This window comes from Coprococcus sp. AF99-45, from assembly GCF_027663865.1.
GTDB lineage: Bacteria > Bacillota > Clostridia > Lachnospirales > Lachnospiraceae > Allocoprococcus > Allocoprococcus comes.
The window spans coordinates 173,127-198,192 of record NZ_JAQDGZ010000002.1 but is presented as its reverse complement, the minus strand read 5'-3'; the positions used below and the strand labels follow the sequence as shown (position 1 = coordinate 198,192).

Sequence of the window (25,066 nt, the reverse complement as noted above, 5' to 3'; positions counted from 1 at the left end):
AACGAGGAAACAAAATGAAAATTGGGAATAAAGAATTTGACACAGCAAAACATACTTATATTATGGGAATACTGAATGTGACACCGGATTCTTTTTCGGACGGGGGAAAGTGGAACGGTTATGAAGCGGCAATGCGTCATGCAGAAGAGCTTTTAGAAGGCGGAACCGATATCCTGGATATCGGAGGAGAGTCCACAAGACCAGGACACCAGCAGATTACGTCAGAAGAAGAAATTACAAGAACTGCGCCGGTTATCGAGGCTGTCAAAAAGAATTTTGATGTGCCGGTTTCGATTGATACTTATAAGAGTGATGTGGCAGAGGCAGCACTTCAGGCAGGGGCAGATCTGGTAAATGATATCTGGGGATTCCAGTACGATGAAAAGATGGCAGGTCTTGTGAAAAAATATGATGCGGCATGCTGTCTGATGCATAATAAAAATGAGGCGGTGTACAAGGATTTCCTGAAGGATATGTATGCAGAATTGCAGAAGTGTGTAGATACAGCGAAAGCGGCTGGGATTGAAGATGACCGGATCATGCTGGATCCGGGGGTTGGATTTGGAAAGACCTACGAGATGAACCTGGATGTGATGAAGCATCTGGATCTTTTTAACGGACTTGGATATCCGATGCTTCTTGGAACTTCCAGAAAATCCATGATCGGTCTGACACTGGATCTGCCGGTAACAGAAAGAGAAGAAGGAACTCTTGTCACAACCGTGATGGCAGTACAGAGTCATTATGGATTTGTGCGCGTTCATGATGCTGAGAAAAACCGCAGAGCGATCAAGATGACAGAAGTGATTCTGGCAAGAGAGTAAGCAGGAGAAAAAGATGGATCAGATAAAAATTGAAAACCTGGAAATATTTGCAAATCATGGGGTGTATCCGGAAGAAAACAGACTGGGACAGAAGTTTCTGGTTTCCTGCATTTTGTATGTGGATACACGCAAGGCGGGAAAAACGGATGACTTGGAAGCGTCTGTGAATTACGGAACCATTTCCCATCTGATAAAAGAAAAGATGGAAGAGAAGAATTACAGGCTGATCGAAGCAGTAGCAGAGCAGCTTGCAGAAGAGATCTTATTATTTGATGAGAAGATCCGGAAAGTCATGGTGGAAGTAAAGAAACCATGGGCACCGGTAGGACTGCCGCTTGAGACGGTTTCTGTGAAGATTGAACGTTGCTGGAATGAAGCGTTTATCGCACTCGGATCGAATATGGGTGATAAGAAAAAATACATTGAGAATGCGGTAGAAGAGCTGAAAAATGAAAAACTTTGCAGAGTCCTGAAGGTATCGAAACTGATCGGAACCGAGCCATATGGCGTGACGGATCAGGATGAATTCCTGAACGGGGCACTGAAAATGGAAACACTGCTTACCCCGCATGAGCTTCTGGAGCTGTTACACCGAATTGAGCAGGAAGCCGGAAGAAAGCGGATCCGCAGATGGGGACCGAGAACACTGGATCTGGACATCATTTTCTATGGGGATCAGATCATTGAAGAGGATGATTTATGTATACCACATATCGATATGCAGAACAGGGAATTTGTGCTTGGACCAATGTGTGAGATCGCACCGCATAAACGGCATCCGGTTTTGAAGAAAACGATGACGGAAATGCTTGTAAAGTTAAAGGGTAATAATTGACTTCTTATCGGGAGAGGGTTATACTGAAAGCATTGTGGGGAATCCCAACTGAATTGAAGAGAGGTATAGAAATGGAAGAAAAAAAGAATCTCTGGAGCTCTTATGATGAAGCTGCCAAAAAAGAACTTCATGAAATCAATGAAAAGTACAAAGCCTGCCTGGATGCCGGAAAGACAGAGCGTGAATGCGTAAAGCTTGCGGTTGAGATGGCGAAAGAAGCAGGATATCAGGATATCAAAGATGTTCTGAAAGAAGGAAAGAGCCTGAAAGCAGGAGATAAAGTATATGCGGTATGCATGGAAAAAATGCTTGCCATGTTCCGTATGGGCGAAGAACCGCTTTCAAACGGTATGAATATCCTTGGAGCTCATATCGATTCACCACGTATTGATGTGAAACAGAATCCATTATATGAAAGTGAAGGAATGGCTTATCTGGATACGCATTATTATGGTGGAATCAAAAAATACCAGTGGGTAACAGGACCGATGGCACTTCATGGTGTTGTTGCGAAAAAAGATGGAAGCGTAGAAGAGATCAGCATTGGGGAAAAAGAGTCTGATCCGGTATTTGTTATTACAGACCTTCTTGTTCATCTTGCAGCAAACCAGATGTCAAAGAAAGCAAGTGAAGTGATCGAAGGAGAAAAGCTGGATCTTCTGATTGGAAACAGTCCACTTGATAAAGCGGAGGGACTTGATGAAGAAGAAAAAGAAACGATCAAGGCTAACGTACTTCATATTTTAAAAGAGAACTATGGAATCGAAGAAGAGGATTTTGCATCGGCTGAGCTGGAAATTGTTCCGGCCGGAAAGGCAAGAGATTGTGGATTTGACCGCAGCATGATCCTTTCTTATGGACAGGATGACAGAGTCTGCGCATTTACTTCTCTGTTCGCTATGCTGGATGTGGAAAATGCAAAGCGTACAGGATGCTGTCTGTTAGTAGATAAAGAAGAGATCGGAAGCGTCGGAGCAACAGGAATGCATTCTCGTTTCTTTGAAAATACAGTTGCAGAGCTTGTTGCACTTACAGAAGGTGAATCTGAACTGAAGGTACGCCGTGCACTTGCTAATTCAAGAATGCTTTCTTCTGACGTAAGCGCTGCTTATGATCCGATGTTTGCAGAAGCATTTGAAAAGAGAAGTGCCGCTTTCTTTACAAAGGGACTTGCATTCAACAAGTTTACAGGAAGCCGCGGAAAGAGCGGATCCAATGATGCAAATGCAGAATATCTTGCAAGACTGCGCAAGGTGATGGACGATGCAGGCGTTACTTACCAGTTCGCAGAACTTGGTAAAGTCGATGTAGGCGGCGGCGGAACCATCGCATATATTATGGCAAATTATGGTATGGAAGTGATCGACAGCGGTGTTGCTGTACTTTCCATGCATGCACCTTATGAAGTCAGCAGCAAAGCTGATGTGTATGAAGCAGTAAAGGGATACAGAGCATTCCTTCTGAATATGTAAGAGATGAAAAGAACTCAGGCAAAACAATGGATACAGTCCGGTTTTGCCTGAGTTTTTTCTGATAATAACAAAATTTATAGTATATAAAAGAAATTTAATTACGGAGATTTTTTTTATAGAAGAAATCACTTGAAGGAATTGAACTCTTCGATAAATTCACTTTTTTTGTACGAAAAAAAGTGCATAAGGGTTGACTATCACAGTTAAAACATTTACAATATTAGTGCGGTAAAATCCGTTTTTTAAGGGCGATATAAGATATGAAAAGAGCAGACAGTTACCAGTCTGACTGTGATTTTCAAGTTTTATATATATCAATTACCAATAACGAGGAGGAATTGTAAAATGGCAACAAAATGGGTTTACATGTTTACAGAAGGTAATGCCGATATGAGAAACCTGCTTGGTGGAAAAGGCGCTAACCTTGCTGAAATGACAAACTTAGGTCTTCCAGTGCCACAGGGCTTCACAATCACAACAGAAGCTTGTACTCAGTATTATGAGGACGGAAGACAGATCAATGAAGAAATCATGGCTCAGATCATGGAAGCTATTACAAAGATGGAAGGAATCACAGGAAAGAAATTCGGTGATAAAGAGAATCCACTTCTTGTTTCCGTTCGTTCTGGTGCAAGAGCATCTATGCCTGGTATGATGGATACAATCCTGAACCTTGGTCTTAACGAAGACGTTGTCAATGTACTTGCTGAAAAATCAGGCAACCCACGTTGGGCTTGGGACTGCTACAGAAGATTTATTCAGATGTACTCTGACGTAGTTATGGAAGTAGGTAAAAAATACTTCGAAGAACTGATCGACAAGATGAAAGCTGAAAGAGGCGTTAAACAGGACGTTGAACTTACAGCAGAAGATCTTCACGAATTAGCTAACCAGTTCAAGGCAGAATATAAAGAAAAAATCGGTGCTGAATTCCCGACAGATCCAAAGGAACAGTTAATGGGAGCTATCAAAGCCGTATTCCGTTCATGGGACAACCCGAGAGCAAATGTATACCGTCGTGACAACGATATCCCGTATTCATGGGGAACTGCTGTTAACGTACAGATGATGGCATTTGGTAACATGGGTGATGACTGTGGTACAGGTGTTGCATTTACACGTGACCCAGCTACAGGAAATAACGGACTGTTCGGAGAATTCCTTACAAATGCTCAGGGAGAAGACGTAGTTGCAGGTGTTCGTACACCAATGCACATTTCAGAAATGGAACAGAAATTCCCAGAAGCATTCAAGCAGTTCAAAGAAGTATGCAAGACTCTGGAAACACATTACAGAGATATGCAGGATATGGAGTTTACTGTAGAACATGGTAAACTGTACATGCTTCAGACACGTAATGGTAAGAGAACAGCTCAGGCTGCTCTTAAGATTGCTTGCGATCTCGTTGATGAAGGAATGAGAACCGAAGAAGAAGCAGTTGCTATGATCGATCCTCGTAACCTTGATACACTGCTTCATCCACAGTTCGATGCTGCTGCACTGAAAGCTGCTGTACCGATGGCTAAAGCACTTGGAGCATCTCCAGGAGCTGCTTGTGGTAAGATCGTCTTCACAGCTGATGATGCTGTAGAATGGGCTGCAAGAGGAGAAAAAGTTGTTCTTGTACGTCTTGAAACATCACCGGAAGATATCACAGGTATGAAGTCTGCTCAGGGTATCCTGACAGTTCGTGGTGGTATGACATCACACGCAGCCGTTGTTGCACGTGGTATGGGAACATGCTGTGTATCTGGTTGTGGTGACATCAACATGGATGAAGAAAACAAGAAATTCACACTTGGTGGAAAAGAATACCATGAAGGAGATGCAATCTCTCTTGATGGATCTACAGGTAACATTTATGACGGAATCATCCCGACTGTAGACGCTACAATCGCAGGTGAATTCGGAAGAATCATGGGATGGGCTGACAAGTACAGAACTATGAAAGTTCGTACAAATGCTGATACACCAGCTGATGCTAAGAAAGCCCGCGAACTTGGTGCTGAAGGTATCGGACTTTGCCGTACAGAGCATATGTTCTTCGAAGGCAACAGAATTGATGCATTCCGTGAAATGATCTGCTCTGAAACAGTAGAAGAAAGAGAAGCTGCACTTGCTAAGATCCTTCCGGAACAGCAGGGAGACTTCGAAAAACTTTATGAAGCACTGGAAGGAAATCCGGTTACTATCCGTTTCCTTGATCCACCGCTTCATGAATTCGTTCCAACAGAAGAAGAAGATATCAAGAAACTTGCTGATGCACAGGGCAAATCTGTTGACCAGATCAAAGCAATCATCAGCTCTCTGCACGAATTCAACCCAATGATGGGACATCGTGGATGCCGTCTTGCTGTAACTTATCCGGAAATCGCTAAGATGCAGACAAGCGCAGTTATCCGTGCTGCTATCAATGTTAAGAAAGCTCATCCGGATTGGAATGTTAAACCGGAAATCATGATCCCGTTGGTTGGCGATATCAAAGAGCTTAAATATGTTAAGAAGTTTGTAGTAGAAACAGCTGACGCTGAAATCGCTGCTGCAGGAAGCGACCTTGAGTACGAAGTTGGTACAATGATCGAAATTCCTAGAGCTGCTCTTACAGCTGATGACATCGCAAAAGAAGCTGACTTCTTCTGCTTCGGTACAAACGACCTTACACAGATGACATACGGATTCTCACGTGATGATGCTGGTAAGTTCCTTGACGCTTACTATGACGCTAAGATCTTCGAGAACGATCCATTTGCTAAACTTGACCAGACAGGTGTTGGTAAACTTATGAAGATGGCTATCGAACTCGGAAAACCGGTTAATCCGAAACTTCACGTTGGTATCTGTGGAGAACATGGTGGAGATCCAAGCTCTGTAGAATTCTGCAACAGCATTGGTCTTGATTATGTATCTTGCTCACCATTCCGTGTACCGATCGCTCGTCTGGCTGCTGCTCAGGCTGCAATCGCTCAGAAGAATGCAAAATAAGCATATTGCGTATAGCAAGAAATAAATAATAAGAGGGCGTGTGAAAAAACCTTTCGTTTTTTCACACGCTCTCTTATTTTATCTAGTTATAGATTAGAAATATTAAATTATGATTAAAATGAAAATTTTACTGTTCTTTTCAGAATATATATGATACACTGAATCCACCAAATCAAAAAATCTTTTATCAAATCATTTTTGCAAAGAGTAAATTGATTGCAAATTATTACAAGCTAAAACAAATCAAGACAGTCTAATTAAATAGGTTGATTATAATTCCAAAAAAAATGAAAATAAATCAAGAAGTTTCCAGAAATGGATTGATTATAATTCCTGAAAATGAAAATAAATCAAGATAATTTCAGAAATAGATTGATTGCATACCGGAAAAATGAAAATAAATCAAGAAGATGATGTAAATAAATTGATTGTATTCTAAAAAACTCAAAGAAAATCAAAAAGATTACAGAAATGAGTTGATTGTAATTGACAAAACTCGAAATAAATCAAGAAGATTATAGGAATGAGTTGATTATAATTTTCAAAATTCGAAACAAATCAAGAAAATTCTCGAAATGAATTGATTAGGATTTGAAAAATAGAAAAGCAAAGGAGAAATGTATATATATGTATGAATTAGAAAACATGCTTCTTCAGATGCAGGAACATTTGGAGAAAGTTGTTACGCAAGCTAAAGCTGATTTGAATACAACAGTACCAGAAGGACACCTCAGAATTTCAATAGATAAAAATAAGCCGCGCTATTATCAATGTATAGATGATAACAAAGGAGTCTACATTCCAAGAGATAATAAAGAATTGCCAAAGCGCCTGGCGCAAAAAGGTTATAATAAGGCAGTGGTAAAAAAGGGAGAAGCAAGGCTTAAACAAATAAAGAGAATAACAAAAAATTATTCGGATGATGAAATTGAGAAAATTTATACGTCTATGAATAAAGCGAGACAATTACTGGTAACTCCGATCGAACCAACATGGGATCAGCTGCTTACAAAATGGTATGAAGAAGAATATCAGGGGAAAGAGTTTAAGGAGGGAACACCATTAATTCTTACTGAGAAGGGAGAACGTGTCAGATCAAAGTCAGAGAAGATATTAGCAGATTATTTTTATAGAAAGAATATTCTTTACAAATATGAAAAGCCACTTCATCTGAAAGGGTATGGTACCGTGTATCCAGATTTTACATTTTTGTCAAGAAAGACTTACCGGGAAATATATTGGGAACATGAAGGAATGATGGATAAACAGGATTATGCAAGAGCAGCTGTGCGAAAAATAGAATTGTATCAAATAAATCATATATATCCAGGCGATCGGTTGATTATATCTTTTGAGACAGAACAAAATGTATTGAATTCAAAGATAATAGAGAATCTGATAGAAAAATATTTGATATAAAAGGACTTATGATATAATTAGCTTGTTGGGGAGAAGGATACCCTGATGGAGAGATAGAGCTGTTTGGAAAAATCTTACACCGCGATGAACATTTGCTATACAAGTATGCAGAGAATGAAATGTTTAAAAAGAATAAAGTCTAGGACGGAGGAGAACTACATGGAATTAGTAAACGGAAGACCAACAGACACACAAGGCAGATTGGACAAGGAAATCCGCGTATATGACTTCCTTGATTCGCTTGGAGTCGTATACCAGAGAATCGACCATGAAGCCGCAATGACAATGGAGGCATGCGAGGAAATCGACCGGACGCTGGAGGCGACGATCTGCAAGAATCTGCTTTTATGCAACCGACAGGAGACACAGTTTTATTTACTGATGCTTCCGGGGGATAAGGTGTTTAAAACAAAGGATTTGTCAGCGCAGATTGGTTCGTCCAGACTTTCTTTTGCAAAAGCGGAGTATATGGAACAATATCTGGACATCACGCCGGGATCTTTAAGTGTGCTTGGACTGATGAATGATAAGGACAAGATGGTACGGCTTCTGATTGATGAAGATGTGCTTACAGGAGAATATATCGGATGTCATCCATGTATCAATACATCGAGTCTCAGACTTAAGACAAAAGATCTGGTAGAGAAGATTATTCCGGCAATGGAACATGAGCCGACCATCGTGAAGCTGTAAATCCGCCAGAAAATGAAAAGAGTAGCAGAAACAGCAATATAGAAACAGAAAGATTTTTGACAGTGCAAATATAAAAACTGGATAATGAAAAATATAACAAAATCTATATAAAAAACAAAATAAATTCATGCAAAATTCATACAAAAAAGAAAGAAACACCTTGACGAAAAGAAAGATTTCTCTTAAAATATGAAAGGTTGTGCAAAAGAAGAACAACTGCCGTGCAGAATCATCTGGATACAGACAGATATGCGGCAGTTTTATTATGTGACATAGTATAGAATTGTACATATATTACAGTCTATATTTATGACACAGGCAATTTAGTGAAAATTATATTTTATCATGCAAATAAAAGGAGAGATATACGGATGAAGTATGATGTAATTATTATCGGTGCCGGACCAGGCGGAATTTTTGCTGCTTATGAGTTGATGAAAAAGAAACCAGACTGCAAGATCGCAGTATTTGAAGAAGGTTATCCGCTGGAAAAGAGAAAATGTCCGATTGATGGCGAAAAAGTAAAGAGCTGTATCAACTGCAAACGCTGCTCGATCATGTGCGGATTTGGCGGAGCCGGAGCATTTTCAGATGGAAAATACAATATCACCAATGATTTCGGCGGAACTTTATTTGAGTATATCGGTAAAAAACAGGCTGTTGAGCTGATGAAGTACGTCGATGAGATCAATATGGAAAATGGTGGAGAAGGGACAAAACTGTACTCCACAGCCGGAACAAAATTTAAAAAGCTTTGTCTTCAGAACAAGCTGAATCTTCTGGATGCATCTGTACGTCATCTGGGAACAGATATCAATTACGTCGTTCTTCAGAATCTTTATGATCAAATGAAGGATAAAATGGACTTCTTCTTTGATGCACCGGTTGAGACAATCGAGATCACTGATGGCGGATACCGCATTATATGTGAAAATGGCGCTTATGAATGTAAGAAATGTGTGGTTTCTGTCGGACGAAGCGGAAGCAAATGGATGGAAAAGGTCTGCAAGGATCTTGCAATCCCGACAAAATCAAACCGTGTGGATATTGGTGTCCGTGTAGAGCTTCCGGCAGTGATCTTCTCACACCTGACAGATGAGCTTTACGAGAGCAAGATCGTATATCGTACAGAAAAATTCGAGGACAATGTGCGTACTTTCTGTATGAATCCGAACGGTATTGTGGTAAATGAAAATACCAACGGTATCATCACAGTAAACGGACACAGCTATGAAGGAAATGAAAAAAAGACGGACAACACCAACTTTGCCCTTCTGGTTGCAAAGCATTTCTCTGAGCCATTTAAGGACAGTAACGGATATGGTGAAAGTATCGCAAGACTTTCCAATATGCTAGGCGGTGGTGTGATCGTACAGCGTTTTGGTGATCTGGTACGTGGAAGAAGAAGTACAGAAAAGCGTATTGAAGAAGGTCTGGTAACACCAACCTTATCAGCAACACCTGGTGATCTGAGTCTGGTTCTTCCAAAGCGAATCATGGATGGAATCATTGAGATGATCTATGCTCTGGATAAGGTAGCACCTGGTACAGCAAATGACGATACCCTTCTCTATGGTGTGGAAGTAAAATTCTACAATATGGAAGTAGAGATCGATAAGAATCTGGAAAGCTGCTATAAGGGACTGTATGTGATCGGTGACGGAAGTGGTGTTACACATTCTCTGTCCCATGCATCTGCAAGTGGTGTTTATGTTGCGAGACATATTATCAGCGAAGAAGAATAGTCTGCAAATAAAAAGTCGGACTGGGATGGAAAAGTAAAATAAAGAGAAAATTAAAAACCGTAAATCCGGAGATTTGCAGTATTGTAAAAAGCAAATCCGGATTTACGGTTTTTTGTTGTATCGAAAAAGTAGTAGAACTTTTTGATGCAGATATGCCTAGTTTTTTATGGTTGCCCGCCGGTAAGTCATATAGGCGATCACAGCAGTTGCAAATTCGGTAATTCCGAATGCGTACCAGATCCCGGAAGCCCCGAAGATCCGGCTTAAGATAAATGCGGTCGGAATAATGATGATCGTATATCTGCACAGTGAGATGATCAGGGACGGTGTTCCCTTTCCAAGTCCTTCGAGTGCACCAGAGCTGGTGATGGACACGGAAGAAACTAAAAATCCGAGGCTGATAATCCGAAGTGCCATTCCTCCTGCATGAATGGTTTCCGGATTAGAACTGAACAGTGCAATCAGTGAATCCGGGAAGAGCTGGCAGAAAACGGTACCAAAGAGCATGATCCCAAGACTCAGATAAAGGGTATCGGCAAACAGTCTGTGGACACGCTTTGTCTCACCGGCACCGTAGTTGTATCCGATCAGCGGACGCATTCCCTGGATGATTCCATTTGCCGGAAGATACAGGAAGGTCTGAAGCTTGTAATAGATTCCGAGTACCACCACGTAAACCTGGGAGTAGGCGGAGAGAATCCCATTCAGTGCGGTGATAAGCAGGGATGGAAGTGCCATATTCAAAGTGGCAGGGATTCCAACCGCGTAAAGCCGTCCGGCCATGGCACGATCTACGTGGCAGCTTTTATGAATCTTCACCGGAAGCGGTCTGGTAAAATAAAAGGCAAGGTACAGTACCAGTGTGACAACCTGACCAAGACCGGTTGCAAGTGCGGCTCCTTCAATTCCCATTTTCGGGAACGGTCCGATTCCGAAGATCAGAAGTGGATCCAGTACGATATTGAAAATACATCCGCTCATCATGCAGATCATGGACACGCGCATCCGTCCGACTGCCTGAAAAATTTTTTCCCAGGTAATTTCAAGAGAGATTACAATGGAAAATCCAAATGCGATCCGGGAGTAGGCATTTCCCATCTGAATAACGGTCACGTCTTTTGTAAAAATCTGTAAAAATAGCGGCATTACGGCAATTGTGACTACGGTAAGAACAATACCGTGGATGACAGAGAGAAAAAGTCCCTGTGTGGCAGCTGCATCCGCTTTTTTTTGATCCTGGGCGCCAAGGAAAAAGGCAATGGCAGCATTGATCCCGATTCCAAAGCCGACACCGACTGAGGTGATAAAATTTTGGATCGGGTAGACTAAGGACAGAGCAGTCATTGCTTCTTCACTGATCCGTGCAACGAAATAGCTGTCAACAATATTATAAAGAGAGTTGACCATCATTGAAATCACCATTGGCAGAGCCATGGAAAGCAGAAGCGGCAGAATCGGTTTTTCTTTCATGTAAGTCTGGTTCATAAACATTCCTCCTGATAAAGGTAAAGCATAAGGTACAAAATCTGTAAAAAAGGGCAGAAGCCCGATACATAAAAAGCCACATAACTGCCGCTGTATGCAACAAGTTATGTGGCGAAAAGTAGATATCTATTTTGATATCCAGAAAAATCCACAAAGATTTTGGTATAAAATTACACAGATAGTTATTTTAAAAATTTTCCTTCCATTTGTCAATATCTTTTTGAAAAAATAACAATTAAAATATTGACAAAAAAGTAAGCCTAAACTAACATGAGTGTATGAAATATAACATTACTATGATACGAGTAACTAAAGGAAGGAGTAGAGGAATGTTTTTAGAGATTAAGGGGATCAAAAAGTCGTTTGGAACAGGCGACAGCCGGGTAAATGTTCTGAAAGGATTTGATCTGGAAATTGAAAGAGGAGAGTTTTGTGTGCTTCTGGGACCATCCGGTTCCGGAAAATCGACTCTTCTGAATATTATAGGCGGTATTGACGGGGCAGATGAAGGAAGTATTACGATTGATGGAGAACAGCTGGAGAATATGACAGAGAAGAAGCTGTCCCTGTACCGGAGAAAGCATCTGGGTTATATATTCCAGATGTACAATTTGATTCCAAACCTGACACTTAGAGAAAATATTGAAATCGGTGCTTATTTAAGTAATCGTCCGCTGGATGTGGATGAGCTGATGCAAACGCTGGGTATTTATGAACATCAGAACAAGCTGCCGAACCAGCTTTCCGGAGGACAGCAGCAGAGAACCGCGATTGGACGTGCAATTGTCAAAAATCCGGACATCCTGCTCTGTGATGAGCCAACCGGTGCGCTGGATTATAAGACATCCAAGGAAATTCTGAAGCTGATCGAAACAGTCAATCAGAAATATGGGAATACCATTGTTATGGTTACCCATAACGATGCAATCAAGGATATGGCAGACCGGGTGGTAAAACTTCGTGATGGAATGATCCGCAAAAATTACTGTAATGAGCATAAACTTTCTGCAAGTGAGCTGGAATGGTAAGGAGGACGCGTGTTATGAAGAGTCCGTTGAGAAAACGGCTTCCGAGAGAACTGAAGGGAGAAATTGGAAAATACCTGGTGGTTCTGATCCTTATGATTGCAACGATTGGGTTTGTATCCGGCTTTCTGGTTGCTGACGGAAGCATGATAAAAGCATATAATGAAGGCTTTGAGAAATACAAGATTGAAGATGGAAATTTCCGGGTAAAGAAAAAAATTACCAAAGCACAACAGGAAAACATTGAGAAAAATGGTGTGACACTGTATGAAAACTTTTATCTGGAAGAGGCACTGGATAATGGAAGTACCATGCGTATTTTCAAAAACAGGGAAGAGATCAACCTGGTGTGCCTGATGGAAGGAAAGCTTCCTGAAAAAGCAGGAGAAATGGCAATTGACCGTATGTATGCGGACAATAATAAGATTTCTGTCGGAGATACACTGAAAAGTGGTTCACAAAAGTGGAAAGTCACAGGATTTGTAGCACTTTCTGATTATAGCTGTCTGTTTCAGAACAACAATGACAGTATGTTTGATGCAGTCAAATTCGGGGTATCGGTTGTAACACCGGAAGAGTTTGAATCTCTGAATCAGGATAAGATTCAGTACAGTTATTCCTGGGTGTATGACAAAGAACCGAAAAATGAAAAACAGGAAAAAAAGATGTCGGAAGATCTGATGGAAGCACTGGGGGAAGAAGTCACTCTGGAGTCTTTTGTGCCACAGTATCTGAACCAGGCAATTACATTTACCGGTGATGATATGGGGAGTGACCGTGCAATGATCACAATGCTCCTCTATATGATCATTGTGATCATTGCGTTTGTATTTGGAATCACGATCAGCAATACAATCCGGAAAGAAGCAGGCGTGATCGGAACTCTGCGGGCTTCTGGGTATACAAGAAAAGAACTGATCGGACATTACATGGCACTTCCGGTGATCGTCACGCTGATCGGTGCGGTGATCGGAAATATTCTGGGTTATACAGCACTGAAAAAAGTATGTGCGGGGATGTATTATGGAAGCTATAGTCTGCCGACCTATGTGACAGTATGGAATGCAGAGGCTTTCTGGATGACAACGGTGGTTCCGGTGCTGATCATGCTGGTAGTCAACTATGGAATCCTTCGTTACAAGCTGAGGCTTTCACCGCTGAAATTTCTGAGAAGAGATCTTTCTGGAAGTAGGCGGAAAAGAGCAGTCCGGCTAAGTCCGAAGCTTGGAATCTTCCATCGATTCCGGCTCCGTGTAATCTTCCAGAATATGAGCAATTACATTGTACTTTTTATTGGAATCATATTTGCGAATCTGCTTTTATTCTTTGGACTTTTGCTGCCGTCAGTACTTTCGCACTATCAGCAGGATATCCAGAGCAATATGCTTGCAAAATACCAGTATATGCTGGAGGTTCCGGTAAGTGCGATGAGCGGAAACAAACTGGACAGTATGCTGGAGCTTTTACAGTTCTCTTATGGAACAAAGACGGAAAATGAAGATGCGGAAGCGTTCAGCGCTTACTCATTGGAAACATTGCCAAGCAAATATAAGACAGATGAAGTGATCCTGTATGGAATCAAACCGGACAGTAAATATATCGATGCAGATCTGGAGGACGGTGACGGTGTCTATATTTCCAGTGCCTATGCAGAGAAGTTTCTGTTGAAGCCGGGCGACTCGATCACGTTGAAAGAAAAATATGAAAAGACAAAGTATACATTCAAGGTTAAAGGAATCTACAAATACAGCGGTGGAATCTGTGTCTTTATGCCACAGGAGAAGTTGAATGATACCTTTGATCTGGGAAACGATTATTTCAGTGGATATTTTTCCAATTCGAAGATCAAGGATATTGACGGAAAATACATCGGTTCGGTGCTTGATCTGGAAGCACTGACAAAGATTTCAAGACAGCTGGATGTATCTATGGGAAATATGATGGGGATGGTCAACGCATTTGCAATCGGTATTTATATGGTTGTGATCTATCTGTTATCCAAGATCATTATTGAGAAAAATGCACAGGCTATTTCCATGACGAAGATCCTGGGATATACCAATGGAGAGATCAGCAGGCTTTATATCTGGTCGACGACGATCGTGGTGATCATCTGTCTGCTTCTCAGCCTGCCGATTGAGAAAGCAGTTATGAATGTGCTGTTCCGGGAAATGATGCTGACCAGTATTTCCGGCTGGATCGCACTTTGGATCGATCCGAAGATCTATGTGGAAATGTTCCTAATCGGAATCGGAACCTATGCAGTTGTGGCAATGTTAGAATATCGAAGGATTAAACATGTGCCGATGGATGAGGCACTGAAAAATGTAGAGTAAGAGGCAGAAAATAAGAGAATTAAGGTACGGATCAGGGCAGACTAAGCTGCCCTGTAGATTGCCGGAACGATCTCGCGGAGGAGAGCAAGAAGCGCCTGAAACTGTGCATGATGATAAATGTTTTTCCGGTAGACGGCACAGATATCCCTGGTGTCATGAAAGTGATCCGGGATAAAGAAATGAATGTCCGGAAAGGAAGTAGTCCGTGCATAAATTTCAGGAAGAAAGGCAATCCCCATCCCTCGTCTTGCAAGAGAAAAGGCAGTATTACTGCTGGTGCAGATGCAGCGGATATTTGGATGGAAGGCAGCAGTATCGCAGATCTTCCGGCTGATCTTTCCGAGATCGTGATCTTCTGAAAGCAGAATAAATGGAACTGCAGATAACGCAGGTAAATGAATTTGAGGAGTGGCAGAGATGCCCTCCTTTTTTGGTGATGGATCGGAAAAAGGACACAGAGAGTCAGGAATTGCCAGGACAAAACTTTCCTTTACCAGAAGCTCACTCTCAAAATTGATAGTATCTGGGCTGGAAATATCGAGAATCAGATCCAGCTTGTCTTCTTCCAGCATCTGACGCAGGATGTAAGTCGGCTGCTCAATGATCTGGATATCACAGTTCTCATACATGGAATAAAAGCGTTCCAGAACCGGTGCCAGAAGCCGTTCACTTCGGTGGGGACTGAGGCCCAGCCGGATCAGCGTCCGGGAACCGGAAACGATATCACCAAGCTTCCATTCTAACTGAGTATGAGAGTGGAGGGTGGAAACTGCCCATTCATAGAAAAGGGAGCCCGCATAGGTAAGCTTCATCTCGCCACGATTCCGCTCAAAAAGAGAGGTTCCGGTTTCTTTTTCCAGAGCCTGAATGCTTAAGGAAAGGGAAGGCTGGGAAATATAAAGCTTCTGCGCCGCTTTGGTGATACTTTTTTCTTCGGCAATGGTGATAACATATTGCAGCTGATTCCAGTTCATAAAAAATCCTCCATAGGTTTAAACTATATTTTTTATAATAAAACATATATTTTACTAATGTCAATAGAGATGATAAAGTAAAGAAACAGGAGGAAGAAGAGATGCGTAAAGAGAGAATCAAAAATGGACTGATGCTGTTTGCATTTTTCTTTAAGATAGGATGTTTTACATTTGGAGGCGGATGGAGTATTCTGGCGCAGATGGAGCAGGAGTTTGTAGATAAACGGAAGCTGATCACAAAAGAGGAACTGCTGGATATGGTTGCAGTTGGAAAGTCAGTTCCCGGAATTATGATCACCAATATCAGTATGCTGTTTGGCTATTATGTAGGTGGCTGGTTCGGAGGTGTCTGTGCAGTACTCGGAATGACCTGTCCGGCGGTTCTGATCCTGTCGTTTGTTACTGCATTTTATAAGGTGCTGAATAGTAATGTCTGGTGCTATGCGGCACTTCGCGGAATCCGCTGTGCGGTAGTTCCGATTATGGGAAGTGCGGCACTTTCACTGGGGAAAGAAGCGTTCCGCAGAAAATCAGCAATCCCGATCTGTGCGTTAGCACTGGCGCTCTGTGTATTTACGGATATCAGTAATGTGGTGATGATCGTAGCGGGAGTGATACTGGCGCTTTCTATAAGAGCGGTGAAAAAGACAAGAGGAGGACAGACGGCATGATCTATCTCAGACTTTTTACAGCGTTTATGAAAATCGGATTTACCAGCTTTGGCGGAATGTCGATGATCCCGGTTATTATGCAGGAGATGAAGGTCAATCATTGGATGACGGCGGAGGATCTGACTAACTTGATCGCTATCGCAGAAATGACACCGGGACCGCTTGGGATTAACTGTGCGACTTTTGCCGGGATGCAGACTGCAGATGTTCTGGGTGGGATTGCAGCGGTTATGGGCGTGCTGATGCCAGCTTATACGCTGGCGCTTGGCGTAGCGGTGTGCTTCGCAAAGTTCCGTGGCAATGATATTATGAGCTGTATGTTAAATGTGATCAAGCCGATCTGCATCGCAATGATCCTTGCGGTGATTCTGGATCTGATGCAGGAAAATTATTTTCCGGATGCGAGGATTGACTGGTTTGGGTGCGGGATCGGAGTGGTGATGTTCTATCTGATATTGAAGAAGAACTGGTCAGTACCGAAGGTGATCATTCTTGCGACGGTGTTTGGAATAGTTGGATATGGTGTGCTTGGGATTGGATAGATTTATAGATAGAACAGGAGAGTTATTCTTTTGCAAATTTGAAGATTTGTAAGAGGGTAACTCTCTTTTTGTTTCATAGGAAATTCCGAAGGAACTTCCTATGAAACAAAAGGCACTGCGTGCCGGAGATGAGCAATCGCACGAAGATGAAGAATGTCGCAAGCGCTCTACGCTCCGCTTCGGTCGTTGCTTAACGAGCGCCACCGGCGCTCAGCAACGCGCTCGGCGCGAGAATGCGATTTTACATAACTATGATCATGGAAAAGAAAAAATGATAGAAGAAAGAAAATTTAACCTAAACTTAACATAGATTTGATTGGAATTGCATAGACCACAGATAAAATGGAAAATGAGCTGAAAGGGAAGACATCATTGTAAAAAGTAAGTTTAAAAGATATTAACAAACACAGGGTAAATTGAGAGAGGAATTAATATGAACGAGAAAATTCAGATCATTTTTGGACTGCTTGGCGGTCTGGCAGTTTTTATCTATGGAATGAATATGATGAGTGAATGTCTGCAAAAGGCGGCGGGCGATAAAATGAAAAGCATTCTTGCACTTCTGACGAAGAATCCGCTTCTGGGTGTGCTTGCCGGTGCGCTCACAACCGCGGTACTCCAGAGCAGCAGTGCGACGACAGTTATGGCGATCGGTTTCGTAAGTGCGGGACTGATGAACCTGCCACAGGCAATTTCCATCATTTTTGGTGCAAATATTGGTACAACCATGACAGCGCAGATTATTGCGTTTAAGATCAGTGACTATATTTATGTGATTATTTTTATAGGATTTCTGATTTCATTTGTAACAAAATCAGAGAAAGTAAAAAGTATCGGCCAGACGATTTTTGCCTTTGGTCTTTTGTTCCTTGGAATTGAAACAATGGGAGATGTCATGAAACCATTGGCATCCAGTCCGGTATTCACAGACTTGATCGGACGGGTTGCACATATTCCGGTACTTGGTGTGGCAGTTGGTACATTTATGACGCTGGTTGTACAGAGCAGTAGTGCAACGATCGCAGTCTTGCAGAACTTCGCTTCCCAGCCGGGACCGGACGGGGTTACGAGTATACTTGGGCTTGCAGGAGCAATCCCGATTCTTTTAGGTGATAATATCGGTACAACGATCACAGCACTCCTTGCCAGTATCGGACAGTCAAAAGATGCGAAGAGAACCGCTGTGGCGCATTGCATTTTTAATATTTCCGGCTGCGTTTTGTTTATCTGGTTCGTAAAACCATTTGCGGCACTGATCCAGAACATTTCGCCGAAAGGTCCGGAGATTGAAGTGATTTCCAGACAGATTGCAAATGCACATACTGTATTTAACATCACAATGACACTGATCTGGGTATGCCTGATTAAACTGATGGTGAAGATTGTCATGACACTGATCCCAGATGGCAAAAAAGGTGTTGAAGATCCAGGCAGCCCGATTTATCTGGATGAAAATATCATCAGTCAGCCGGCAGCAGCGCTGCAGCTTGTGGCAAAAGAGATTTTCCGTATGAGTGACCAGGTAAGAGATATTCTGAAGAAAACGATTGAGCTTGTGAAAAATGAAGAAGTGAAATCCATTGACGGTCTGAAAGAAAACGGAGAACAGGTTGAACGTCTTGGAAAGTGTATTACCGAATATCTTGCAGCTTTGTTTTCTTCGGGTTCATTGACCGAGCAGCAGGCAGCGCAGACGGCGAGCCTCATGTGTGTACTCAGCGATGTGGAACGTATGGGAACCTTAAGTGTGGAAATGGCAGAATGTATGTTGGAAAGATCAGACCGGAAGTATAAATATACACCGGAAGCGATGGATGAGCTGCAGAAGAGTTTGAAGGTACTGAATAAGATGTTCTGTGATTCTCTGAAGGCACTGCAGGGAGATGATGGTATCGAACCAGGCAAGATGATGAAGCGAAAGGATAAGCTTCTGGATCTGGATATCAAGATGCGGAAAGCGCATATTGAGCGTGTCAATAAAGGAAAATGTAAGGCAAGCCTTACTGCTCCGTTTACCAATATCCTGCATCTGATCGACCGTATGGGAAACAGTTGTATCAATCTTGCGGATGTGGCGGAAAGCGGAACAAGTATGAAATACTTTATGCTGGAAGAAAAATAAGAAGATGGAAAAATCCACGGACTTTAGAAGATTCAAAGTCCGTGGATTTTTTTAATCATGATATACGATTTCCCCACCACAGATCGTATACTTCACTTTGCCATACATAGGCGTTCCGGTAAATGGTGAGTTGGATGAAAGGGATGCATACTCGGTTGGAGTCCAACATTCGTTTTCATCGAAGATCACAAGGTCAGCTGCCTTTCCTTCGGCGAGCTGTCCGTATGGAAGGTGGTAAAGCTTTGCCGGATTGATGGTCATCTTTTCCAGAAGCTGAATAAGAGATAAATGTCCCGGTCTTACAAGGCTTGTGATGCCAAGGGCAAGGGAAGTCTCCAGACCGATGATTCCGCTTGGAGCTTCGGTGATTGGTTTTGCTTTTTCTTCTTTGCTGTGCGGTGCATGGTCGGTGGCAATCAAGTCGATGGTTCCATCTGCAAGTCCCTGAATAATCGCCTGACGGTCCTTTTCGGTACGGAGCGGCGGATTCATTTTCGCAAGTGTTCCATGCTCAAGGACTGCGTCTTCCGTCAGTGTAAAATGATGCGGTGTGGCTTCGGCGTGAAGTTTTGCACCCATTTTCTTATAAGTACGAACCAGATCGACAGAGATACCGGAGCTGATATGCTGGATCACAACATCGGCGCCGGATTTCAGTGCCAGCATGCAGTCTCTTGCAACCAGAGATTCTTCTGCAATGGAAGGAGAACCGTAGATGCCAAGCGCATCGGATACCTTTCCGTGGCTGATTCCGTTGTTGCGGATGAAAGAAGGATCTTCTTCGTGAAGGCTGACCGGTACGTTAAGCTTTGCCGCCTTTTCCATTGCGTGGAAGCAGAATTCTGCGTTTAGAAGTGGGATCCCGTCATCGGTAAATCCACATGCGCCTGCTTCTTTTAAGGCGTCCATATCGGTTTCTTCCTGCCCTTTCAGGTTGCAGGAAATCGAAGCAGCCTGGAAGATACGGATCTTTTCTTTGGAAGCACGCGAAAGGTTGTCTTTGAGAACCGGAACAGAGTCCACAGTCGGGGAAGTATTTGCCATGCAGATCACGGAAGTAAAACCGCCTTTTGCAGAGGCAAGTGCGCCGGTGTGGATGGTTTCTTTATAAGTAAATCCCGGATCACGGAAATGAACGTGGGTGTCAATCAGTCCCGGTGCAACCACAAGCCCGGCTGCGTCAAGGACTTCCTCTCCTTCTTTTGTAATCAGGGATGCCATTTCTTTGATGATGCCATCTTCAATCAGAAGATCCATTTTTTTGGAAAGTCCGGAAGCAGGATCGATGACAAGTCCGTTTTTGATAATCATAGTAGTTAAGCCTCCTTGCAGGATATTAGTTTGCTTCTAGTATACGGGATGGGAAAAAGGTTTGTCAATGCGACAGGAGAAGTTGAGAAAATAAGACTGGCTACAGAATCCAAAAAAGATTTCAGTTTTGATGTATCCGATCTGGTATGTATCAAAATTGAAATCTTTTTTCTTTTATGCATGTCTCATATTCTTTTCAAGAGCAACTCTCTTTTTCCCAGTTGCACGGTAGAATTCCACGTGTTTTCCAAGAAAACTCTGGATGGCGGAAACGGTTTTTCCAGTCAGGAATGCACAGAAGACAGTGCCGATTCCGATGCCGTAGAATCCGTGGAGGATTGCAAGGGAAAGAACCACAGTAGTCGTCAGACAGGTGAGATCGAAGGTTGTCTTAACGATTTTATAGTTCTTTTTTACAATACCGGACAGATCGCGAGGGAAGATATCTGTCGGGATGATTGGAAGCATACAGTTGTTGGCAAGGCAGATACCGAAGCACACCAGTAAGAATCCTGCCAGGAAATAAATCGTGTGAAGAGGCAGGGAGTTCGGCAGAGCCTGGATCCATGCGTTGTGTACGTCGATCATTTTTCCAAATCCGATCCCGACTACGAAAGAGAAAAGGTAGCCGGGGCAGAATGAACGCTTGAGGATCATCAGTGTAATGACAAGCAGTGTCTGGAAAATATAATTCCATGTTCCGAAACTGAACACCGGGAAGGCGATGTTAAATACAAGCGGCACTGAGGAGATCGTTGAGATCCCGAATCCGCTTTTTGACATCAGATCCACGCCGAGTGAATTGATCAGCAGGACGATGAGCAGAGCGACTTCTCCGGCCAGATGAAATTTTTTTTTATTCATAGGTACAAATCCTTCTTTCCTGATAGATAATAATTTACAAAAATTTTATATTTAATCTGTTTCTCATTATAATGAAGAAAACTGATAAAAACAAATGATTATTTTGAATGAACTGATTCTAAAATAGAATGAAATATGCTAAGATAATGGAGAGTAAAGAGTTGATTTTGAAAAATAAGATGACTGCGGAAGATAAAAGAGGGAATATATGAATATCGAATATTTAAAATATTTTTCAGAGCTGGCAAAAATCCAGCATTACGGAAAGGCGGCAAAGGCACTGAATATTTCACAGCCGGGACTCAGTCATGCGATCAAGTCGCTGGAAGAAGAGTACGGAGTTCCGCTGTTTCAAAAAGAAGGGCGAAATGTGAGCCTGAGTCATTACGGCAAAGAGCTGATGAAGGATGTGGATGAAATTCTGGGAGCGTATCTTCGTCTGGAAGAGCGGGCGGCAGGACTTCGGACGGAAGAGAAAACGGTGCGGATCGGCAGTGTGTATCCTCTGGCACCGGGGACGATTCCACATATGCTGAAAGAGTTTGGGGCGACATTTCCATTTATCATCTACAATCGGATGACACCGGAGATTGCAGAAGGACTTTTGGATGGAAAATATGATATCGGCTTTTGTTCGGATCTTTTGAAATCGGATGAGATCGAATATTATCCGATTCGGGATTCATATATCGCAGTAGTGGTTCCGAAGGGACATCCGCTTGAAAATAGAGAACGGATCAGTCTGAAAGAGACAGCCGGATACCCACAGATCATGTTTTCCAAGACCAGCGGTTTTCGTACTCTGCAGGAGCAGATTTTTGCAGAAGAAGGAATTAAGGTAAAGCCGGTATGTGCTGCGGAAGAGATTGAAGTTATCACAGGACTTGTGGAGAATGGGTTCGGGATTTCCGTATTGCCGTATATGGATATCGTGCGGTTGCATAATGTGGTGACGATTCCGGTGAAGACTTCAGGGTGGAATTCCAAATTCTACATTGCGAGAAGAAAGTATGGAATCCGCTCAGAGCAGGAGGAGGCATTTTTTCAGTACTGGAAGAAAAAACATCATTAAAATTCATTAAGAATCCTTGCACTTACAGAGAAAAAAAGTCTATAATCTGTTTTATGAAATATCGTTGTGAAAATCAAATGGGAGGTTACACAGGATGATAGAACAGATTGTAGAGTATAATAAGAAATTCGTGGAAAATAAAGGCTATGAGCCGTACCTGACCAGCAAGTACCCGAACAAAAAGCTTGCCGTACTGACCTGTATGGATACCCGTCTGACAGAGCTTCTTCCGGCGGCGCTGGGACTGAAAAACGGAGATGCAAAGATCATCAAGAATGCAGGCGGAGTCATTACACATCCATACGGAAGTGTGGTCAGAAGCCTTCTGGTTGCCATTCTGGAGCTTGGTGTGGAGCAGGTTATGGTCATTGGACATACGGATTGCGGTGTGCAGGGAATGGATGGAAATGAACTGTTAGGAGAACTGGTAGAGCGCGGAATCGACAAAGAACATATTGATATTGTAAGACACAGTGGAATTGATCTGGAAAAATGGCTGGGTGGATTTGAATCGGTGGAGAAGTCGGTAGAAGAGACTGTGCATACACTGAAGACACATCCATTGATGCCGAAGGATATTGAGATCAAGGGATTCATTATGGATTCGGAGACCGGAGAGCTTACGGAAGTGTAAGGAAAACAAAGTTGCCTTGTAGGTCTTTGTTATGAGATTTTCAAGGGTAAATGGAAATAGCCGCCAACTACAATAGCTGACGGCTGTCATATAAATAGCTGTTACTATATAGGGGAGCCGCTTGCGGTTTCCCTTCTTTTCATTTCATAGGAAATTCCGAAGGAACTTCCTATTCATTTACAGTGGTATAATCTGAAGAATCACACCAATAACGATCATAATCACACTGATTGCCCAGTACCACGGAATACTGAACTTCATATGATCTTTCAGTTCAACATTGGCAAGACCGGTTGCCAGATAGGTGGCGGGAACCAGAGGGCTTACCATAAGAGCAAGATTTTTACCGATTACCATAGTAAGTGCAGTACTGAGTGCATCTACACCATAGCTCTGCCCAACTTCCTGATTTCGGGAATTCACATCGGAACGAATGGATACATTGTAGTCAAAGATGCAGAAGGAACGATCATCATGCATCCGAAGAAAGAACAGTGGGGAATTCCGGTTATTGCAGGAAGGAAGAAAATGTATCCGGATCTGGATTACTCCAGTCTGGAGAAGATGATTGAGGATCAGAAGAAGAGAAAAGAAGGTATTTCTCATTATTATTCGTATTGGTGGACAAATGAAGAACGTCCGAGAGTACAGAAAATCAGTGCATATTCTCCGGTTCAGATCGGAGACAGCTTCTGGGTAGTCAGTGCGGTGATCGACTACGATGATCTGTACGAACCGATAGCTGAAGGTTTCTTGAAAATGGTATGTATTTTTGTTGGTATTTTGTTGGCTGCCGGTATTGCGGTTGTCTTATTTGGCAGAGTGATGCGTGATATGAGAAGAGCTGTGCGGGAGATCAATGATCTGAAAGAACTGAATGAGCAGTTGGAAAAAATGCATCGGAGTGAGCAGAGTATCGCACATCAGCAAAGACTTCAGATCATGGGAACTATGACAGGTGGTATCGCACATGAATTCAATAATTTTCTGACTCCGATCATGGGATATGCAGAGCTTCTGATGATGGAACTTCCGGAAGGATCAGAAGAACAGGACAGTGCAAAAGAAATTTATGAGGCTTCGGAAAAAGCAAAGGATGTAGTGCGCCAGATTTCGTCCCTAAGTCGAAAGAATGTAGAGACCGTTTATAAAAATATTTCGATAAAGAAATTCATGACGCGTGCAGAAAGGATGATGGAATCTGTCTGCACGCCTCTGATCCATATGGAAAGTGAGTTTCGGGTAGATGATGAAATGATCCTTGGAAATGCGACACAGCTGAACCAGGTGCTTTTAAATGTCTGCGTTAATGCGGTGCATGCGATTGGAAAAAATCAAGGAAATATCAGAATATCCTGCCATTCAGAAGAAAAAGAAAAACTGGCTCAGGGAGTGATTGAAAAGCTTTCGGATGTATGGAAAAAGTATATCCATATCCAGGTGAAAGATAATGGGTGTGGAATGGATAAAGAGACGCTGCGTCAGATTTTTGATCCATTTTTTACAACGAAAAAAGGGGGAGAGGGTACCGGACTTGGACTGGCACTTGCGGAGCAGATTATTACTTCACATAAGGGATATATTTATGCAGAGAGCAAAAAAGGAGAAGGAAGTACCTTTCATATCTACCTTCCGGTACTGGATACAGAGCATATGCCACAGATTGTGCAGAATATTCCCAGAAAGGATTATCGGATCGTGGTGGCAGATGACAATGCAAAGGTATTGCAGCTGCTGAAAAAGAATTTTGAGAAGATCGGGATCCAGATTCAGACCTGTATGAAAAGAGAAGAACTGCAAAAATGTCTGGAACAGCAGGAGGCAGATGTGCTGGTAGTAGACGAGACGATGGAGGATTGCAGTGGAGTGGATTTCTGTATGTCGCTTGCAGGCAGATATCCGGACATGCTGAAGCTTATTATTATTGATGGAGTCAGCCGTGAGGTGGCAGAGGCCCGGCAGAAAGGAATCATTGACGGATATGTAGAAAAACCGGTATCGGATACCGCAATTCTCGAGGCAATTCGGAATTGTGCCAGCCAGCCGGTATAAGAAAAAAG

Annotated in this window: 21 protein-coding genes; 16 read left to right on the top strand and 5 right to left on the bottom strand. The window is 42.5% G+C overall.

Annotated features, from left to right (window positions below; all coding sequences use genetic code 11):
- Positions 1–14: 14 nt before the first annotated feature.
- The 7 genes from folP (at position 15) to PGR14_RS02615 (ending at position 9,970) form a co-directional block, all read left to right on the top strand.
- A complete protein-coding gene (gene folP, locus PGR14_RS02645; protein ID WP_055261261.1) occupies positions 15–824 on the top strand; it encodes a dihydropteroate synthase in 810 nt (269 codons plus the stop codon).
- A 13-nt stretch (positions 825–837) separates the two neighbouring features.
- Entirely contained in the window at positions 838–1,659 is an 822-nt protein-coding gene (gene folK, locus PGR14_RS02640; RefSeq protein WP_055157486.1) for a 2-amino-4-hydroxy-6-hydroxymethyldihydropteridine diphosphokinase, read from the top strand.
- 71 nt (positions 1,660–1,730) lie between these two features.
- Positions 1,731–3,131, top strand: a complete 1,401-nt coding sequence (locus PGR14_RS02635) for an aminopeptidase (protein ID WP_022220665.1) — start codon at positions 1,731–1,733, stop codon at positions 3,129–3,131.
- A 345-nt stretch (positions 3,132–3,476) separates the two neighbouring features.
- Complete coding sequence (ppdK, locus tag PGR14_RS02630; RefSeq protein WP_055157490.1) at positions 3,477–6,113, top strand: pyruvate, phosphate dikinase; 2,637 nt, start codon at positions 3,477–3,479, stop codon at positions 6,111–6,113.
- 627 nt (positions 6,114–6,740) lie between these two features.
- Positions 6,741–7,532: a hypothetical protein gene (locus PGR14_RS02625; RefSeq protein ID WP_055261263.1), complete on the top strand. Its 792-nt coding sequence runs from the start codon at positions 6,741–6,743 to the stop codon at positions 7,530–7,532.
- Positions 7,533–7,691: 159 nt separating this feature from the next.
- Positions 7,692–8,225: a prolyl-tRNA synthetase associated domain-containing protein gene (locus PGR14_RS02620; protein ID WP_055261265.1), complete on the top strand. Its 534-nt coding sequence runs from the start codon at positions 7,692–7,694 to the stop codon at positions 8,223–8,225.
- Between the two features lie 371 nt (positions 8,226–8,596).
- Entirely contained in the window at positions 8,597–9,970 is a 1,374-nt protein-coding gene (locus PGR14_RS02615) for an NAD(P)/FAD-dependent oxidoreductase (RefSeq protein WP_022220662.1), read from the top strand.
- 156 nt (positions 9,971–10,126) lie between these two features.
- Here the strand turns inward: PGR14_RS02615 and PGR14_RS02610 are convergent, their stop codons facing one another.
- Positions 10,127–11,455, bottom strand: coding sequence for an MATE family efflux transporter (locus tag PGR14_RS02610; protein WP_055261267.1), 1,329 nt, complete (start codon positions 11,453–11,455; stop codon positions 10,127–10,129).
- A gap of 329 nt (positions 11,456–11,784) precedes the next feature.
- Here PGR14_RS02610 and PGR14_RS02605 point away from each other — a divergent pair, with 329 nt between their 5' ends.
- A complete protein-coding gene (locus PGR14_RS02605) occupies positions 11,785–12,483 on the top strand; it encodes an ABC transporter ATP-binding protein (protein WP_270222918.1) in 699 nt (232 codons plus the stop codon).
- A 14-nt stretch (positions 12,484–12,497) separates the two neighbouring features.
- Positions 12,498–14,816: an ABC transporter permease gene (locus PGR14_RS02600; protein ID WP_270222916.1), complete on the top strand. Its 2,319-nt coding sequence runs from the start codon at positions 12,498–12,500 to the stop codon at positions 14,814–14,816.
- A gap of 41 nt (positions 14,817–14,857) precedes the next feature.
- On the opposite strand, the gene PGR14_RS02595 is transcribed toward PGR14_RS02600, so the two are convergent.
- Entirely contained in the window at positions 14,858–15,790 is a 933-nt protein-coding gene (locus tag PGR14_RS02595; protein WP_270222915.1) for a LysR family transcriptional regulator, read from the bottom strand.
- Positions 15,791–15,891: 101 nt separating this feature from the next.
- Between PGR14_RS02595 and PGR14_RS02590 the strand changes: the two genes are divergently transcribed.
- From PGR14_RS02590 to PGR14_RS02575, 4 genes are all read left to right on the top strand, one after another.
- Positions 15,892–16,461 (top strand): chromate transporter, encoded by a 570-nt coding sequence (locus tag PGR14_RS02590; protein WP_270222914.1) that lies wholly within the window; start codon positions 15,892–15,894, stop codon positions 16,459–16,461.
- Positions 16,458–17,003: a chromate transporter gene (locus tag PGR14_RS02585; RefSeq protein WP_008372007.1), complete on the top strand. Its 546-nt coding sequence runs from the start codon at positions 16,458–16,460 to the stop codon at positions 17,001–17,003. The genes PGR14_RS02590 and PGR14_RS02585 overlap by 4 nt, the downstream gene beginning before the upstream one ends.
- A gap of 100 nt (positions 17,004–17,103) precedes the next feature.
- Positions 17,104–17,313, top strand: coding sequence for a hypothetical protein (locus PGR14_RS02580; protein ID WP_270222913.1), 210 nt, complete (start codon positions 17,104–17,106; stop codon positions 17,311–17,313).
- 123 nt (positions 17,314–17,436) lie between these two features.
- Positions 17,437–19,125, top strand: coding sequence for a Na/Pi cotransporter family protein (locus PGR14_RS02575; protein ID WP_173689950.1), 1,689 nt, complete (start codon positions 17,437–17,439; stop codon positions 19,123–19,125).
- A 51-nt stretch (positions 19,126–19,176) separates the two neighbouring features.
- On the opposite strand, the gene PGR14_RS02570 is transcribed toward PGR14_RS02575, so the two are convergent.
- Entirely contained in the window at positions 19,177–20,436 is a 1,260-nt protein-coding gene (locus PGR14_RS02570) for a dihydroorotase (RefSeq protein WP_270222912.1), read from the bottom strand.
- Positions 20,437–20,610: 174 nt separating this feature from the next.
- The gene (locus PGR14_RS02565) at positions 20,611–21,300 is read right to left on the bottom strand and encodes a DUF6198 family protein (protein ID WP_008371998.1); all 690 of its coding nucleotides are present in this window, start codon (positions 21,298–21,300) and stop codon (positions 20,611–20,613) included.
- Between the two features lie 208 nt (positions 21,301–21,508).
- On the opposite strand from PGR14_RS02565, the gene PGR14_RS02560 reads away from it, so the two are divergent.
- Positions 21,509–22,372: a LysR family transcriptional regulator gene (locus PGR14_RS02560; RefSeq protein ID WP_055157515.1), complete on the top strand. Its 864-nt coding sequence runs from the start codon at positions 21,509–21,511 to the stop codon at positions 22,370–22,372.
- A 94-nt stretch (positions 22,373–22,466) separates the two neighbouring features.
- A complete protein-coding gene (locus PGR14_RS02555; protein WP_055246440.1) occupies positions 22,467–23,006 on the top strand; it encodes a beta-class carbonic anhydrase in 540 nt (179 codons plus the stop codon).
- Between the two features lie 177 nt (positions 23,007–23,183).
- Here the strand turns inward: PGR14_RS02555 and PGR14_RS02550 are convergent, their stop codons facing one another.
- Entirely contained in the window at positions 23,184–23,486 is a 303-nt protein-coding gene (locus PGR14_RS02550; protein ID WP_207642801.1) for a hypothetical protein, read from the bottom strand.
- Here PGR14_RS02550 and PGR14_RS02545 point away from each other — a divergent pair.
- Positions 23,385–25,058, top strand: coding sequence for an ATP-binding protein (locus PGR14_RS02545; RefSeq protein ID WP_242859464.1), 1,674 nt, complete (start codon positions 23,385–23,387; stop codon positions 25,056–25,058). The two genes, PGR14_RS02550 and PGR14_RS02545, sit on opposite strands and share 102 nt — an antisense overlap.
- The last annotated feature ends 8 nt before the right edge of the window (positions 25,059–25,066 follow it).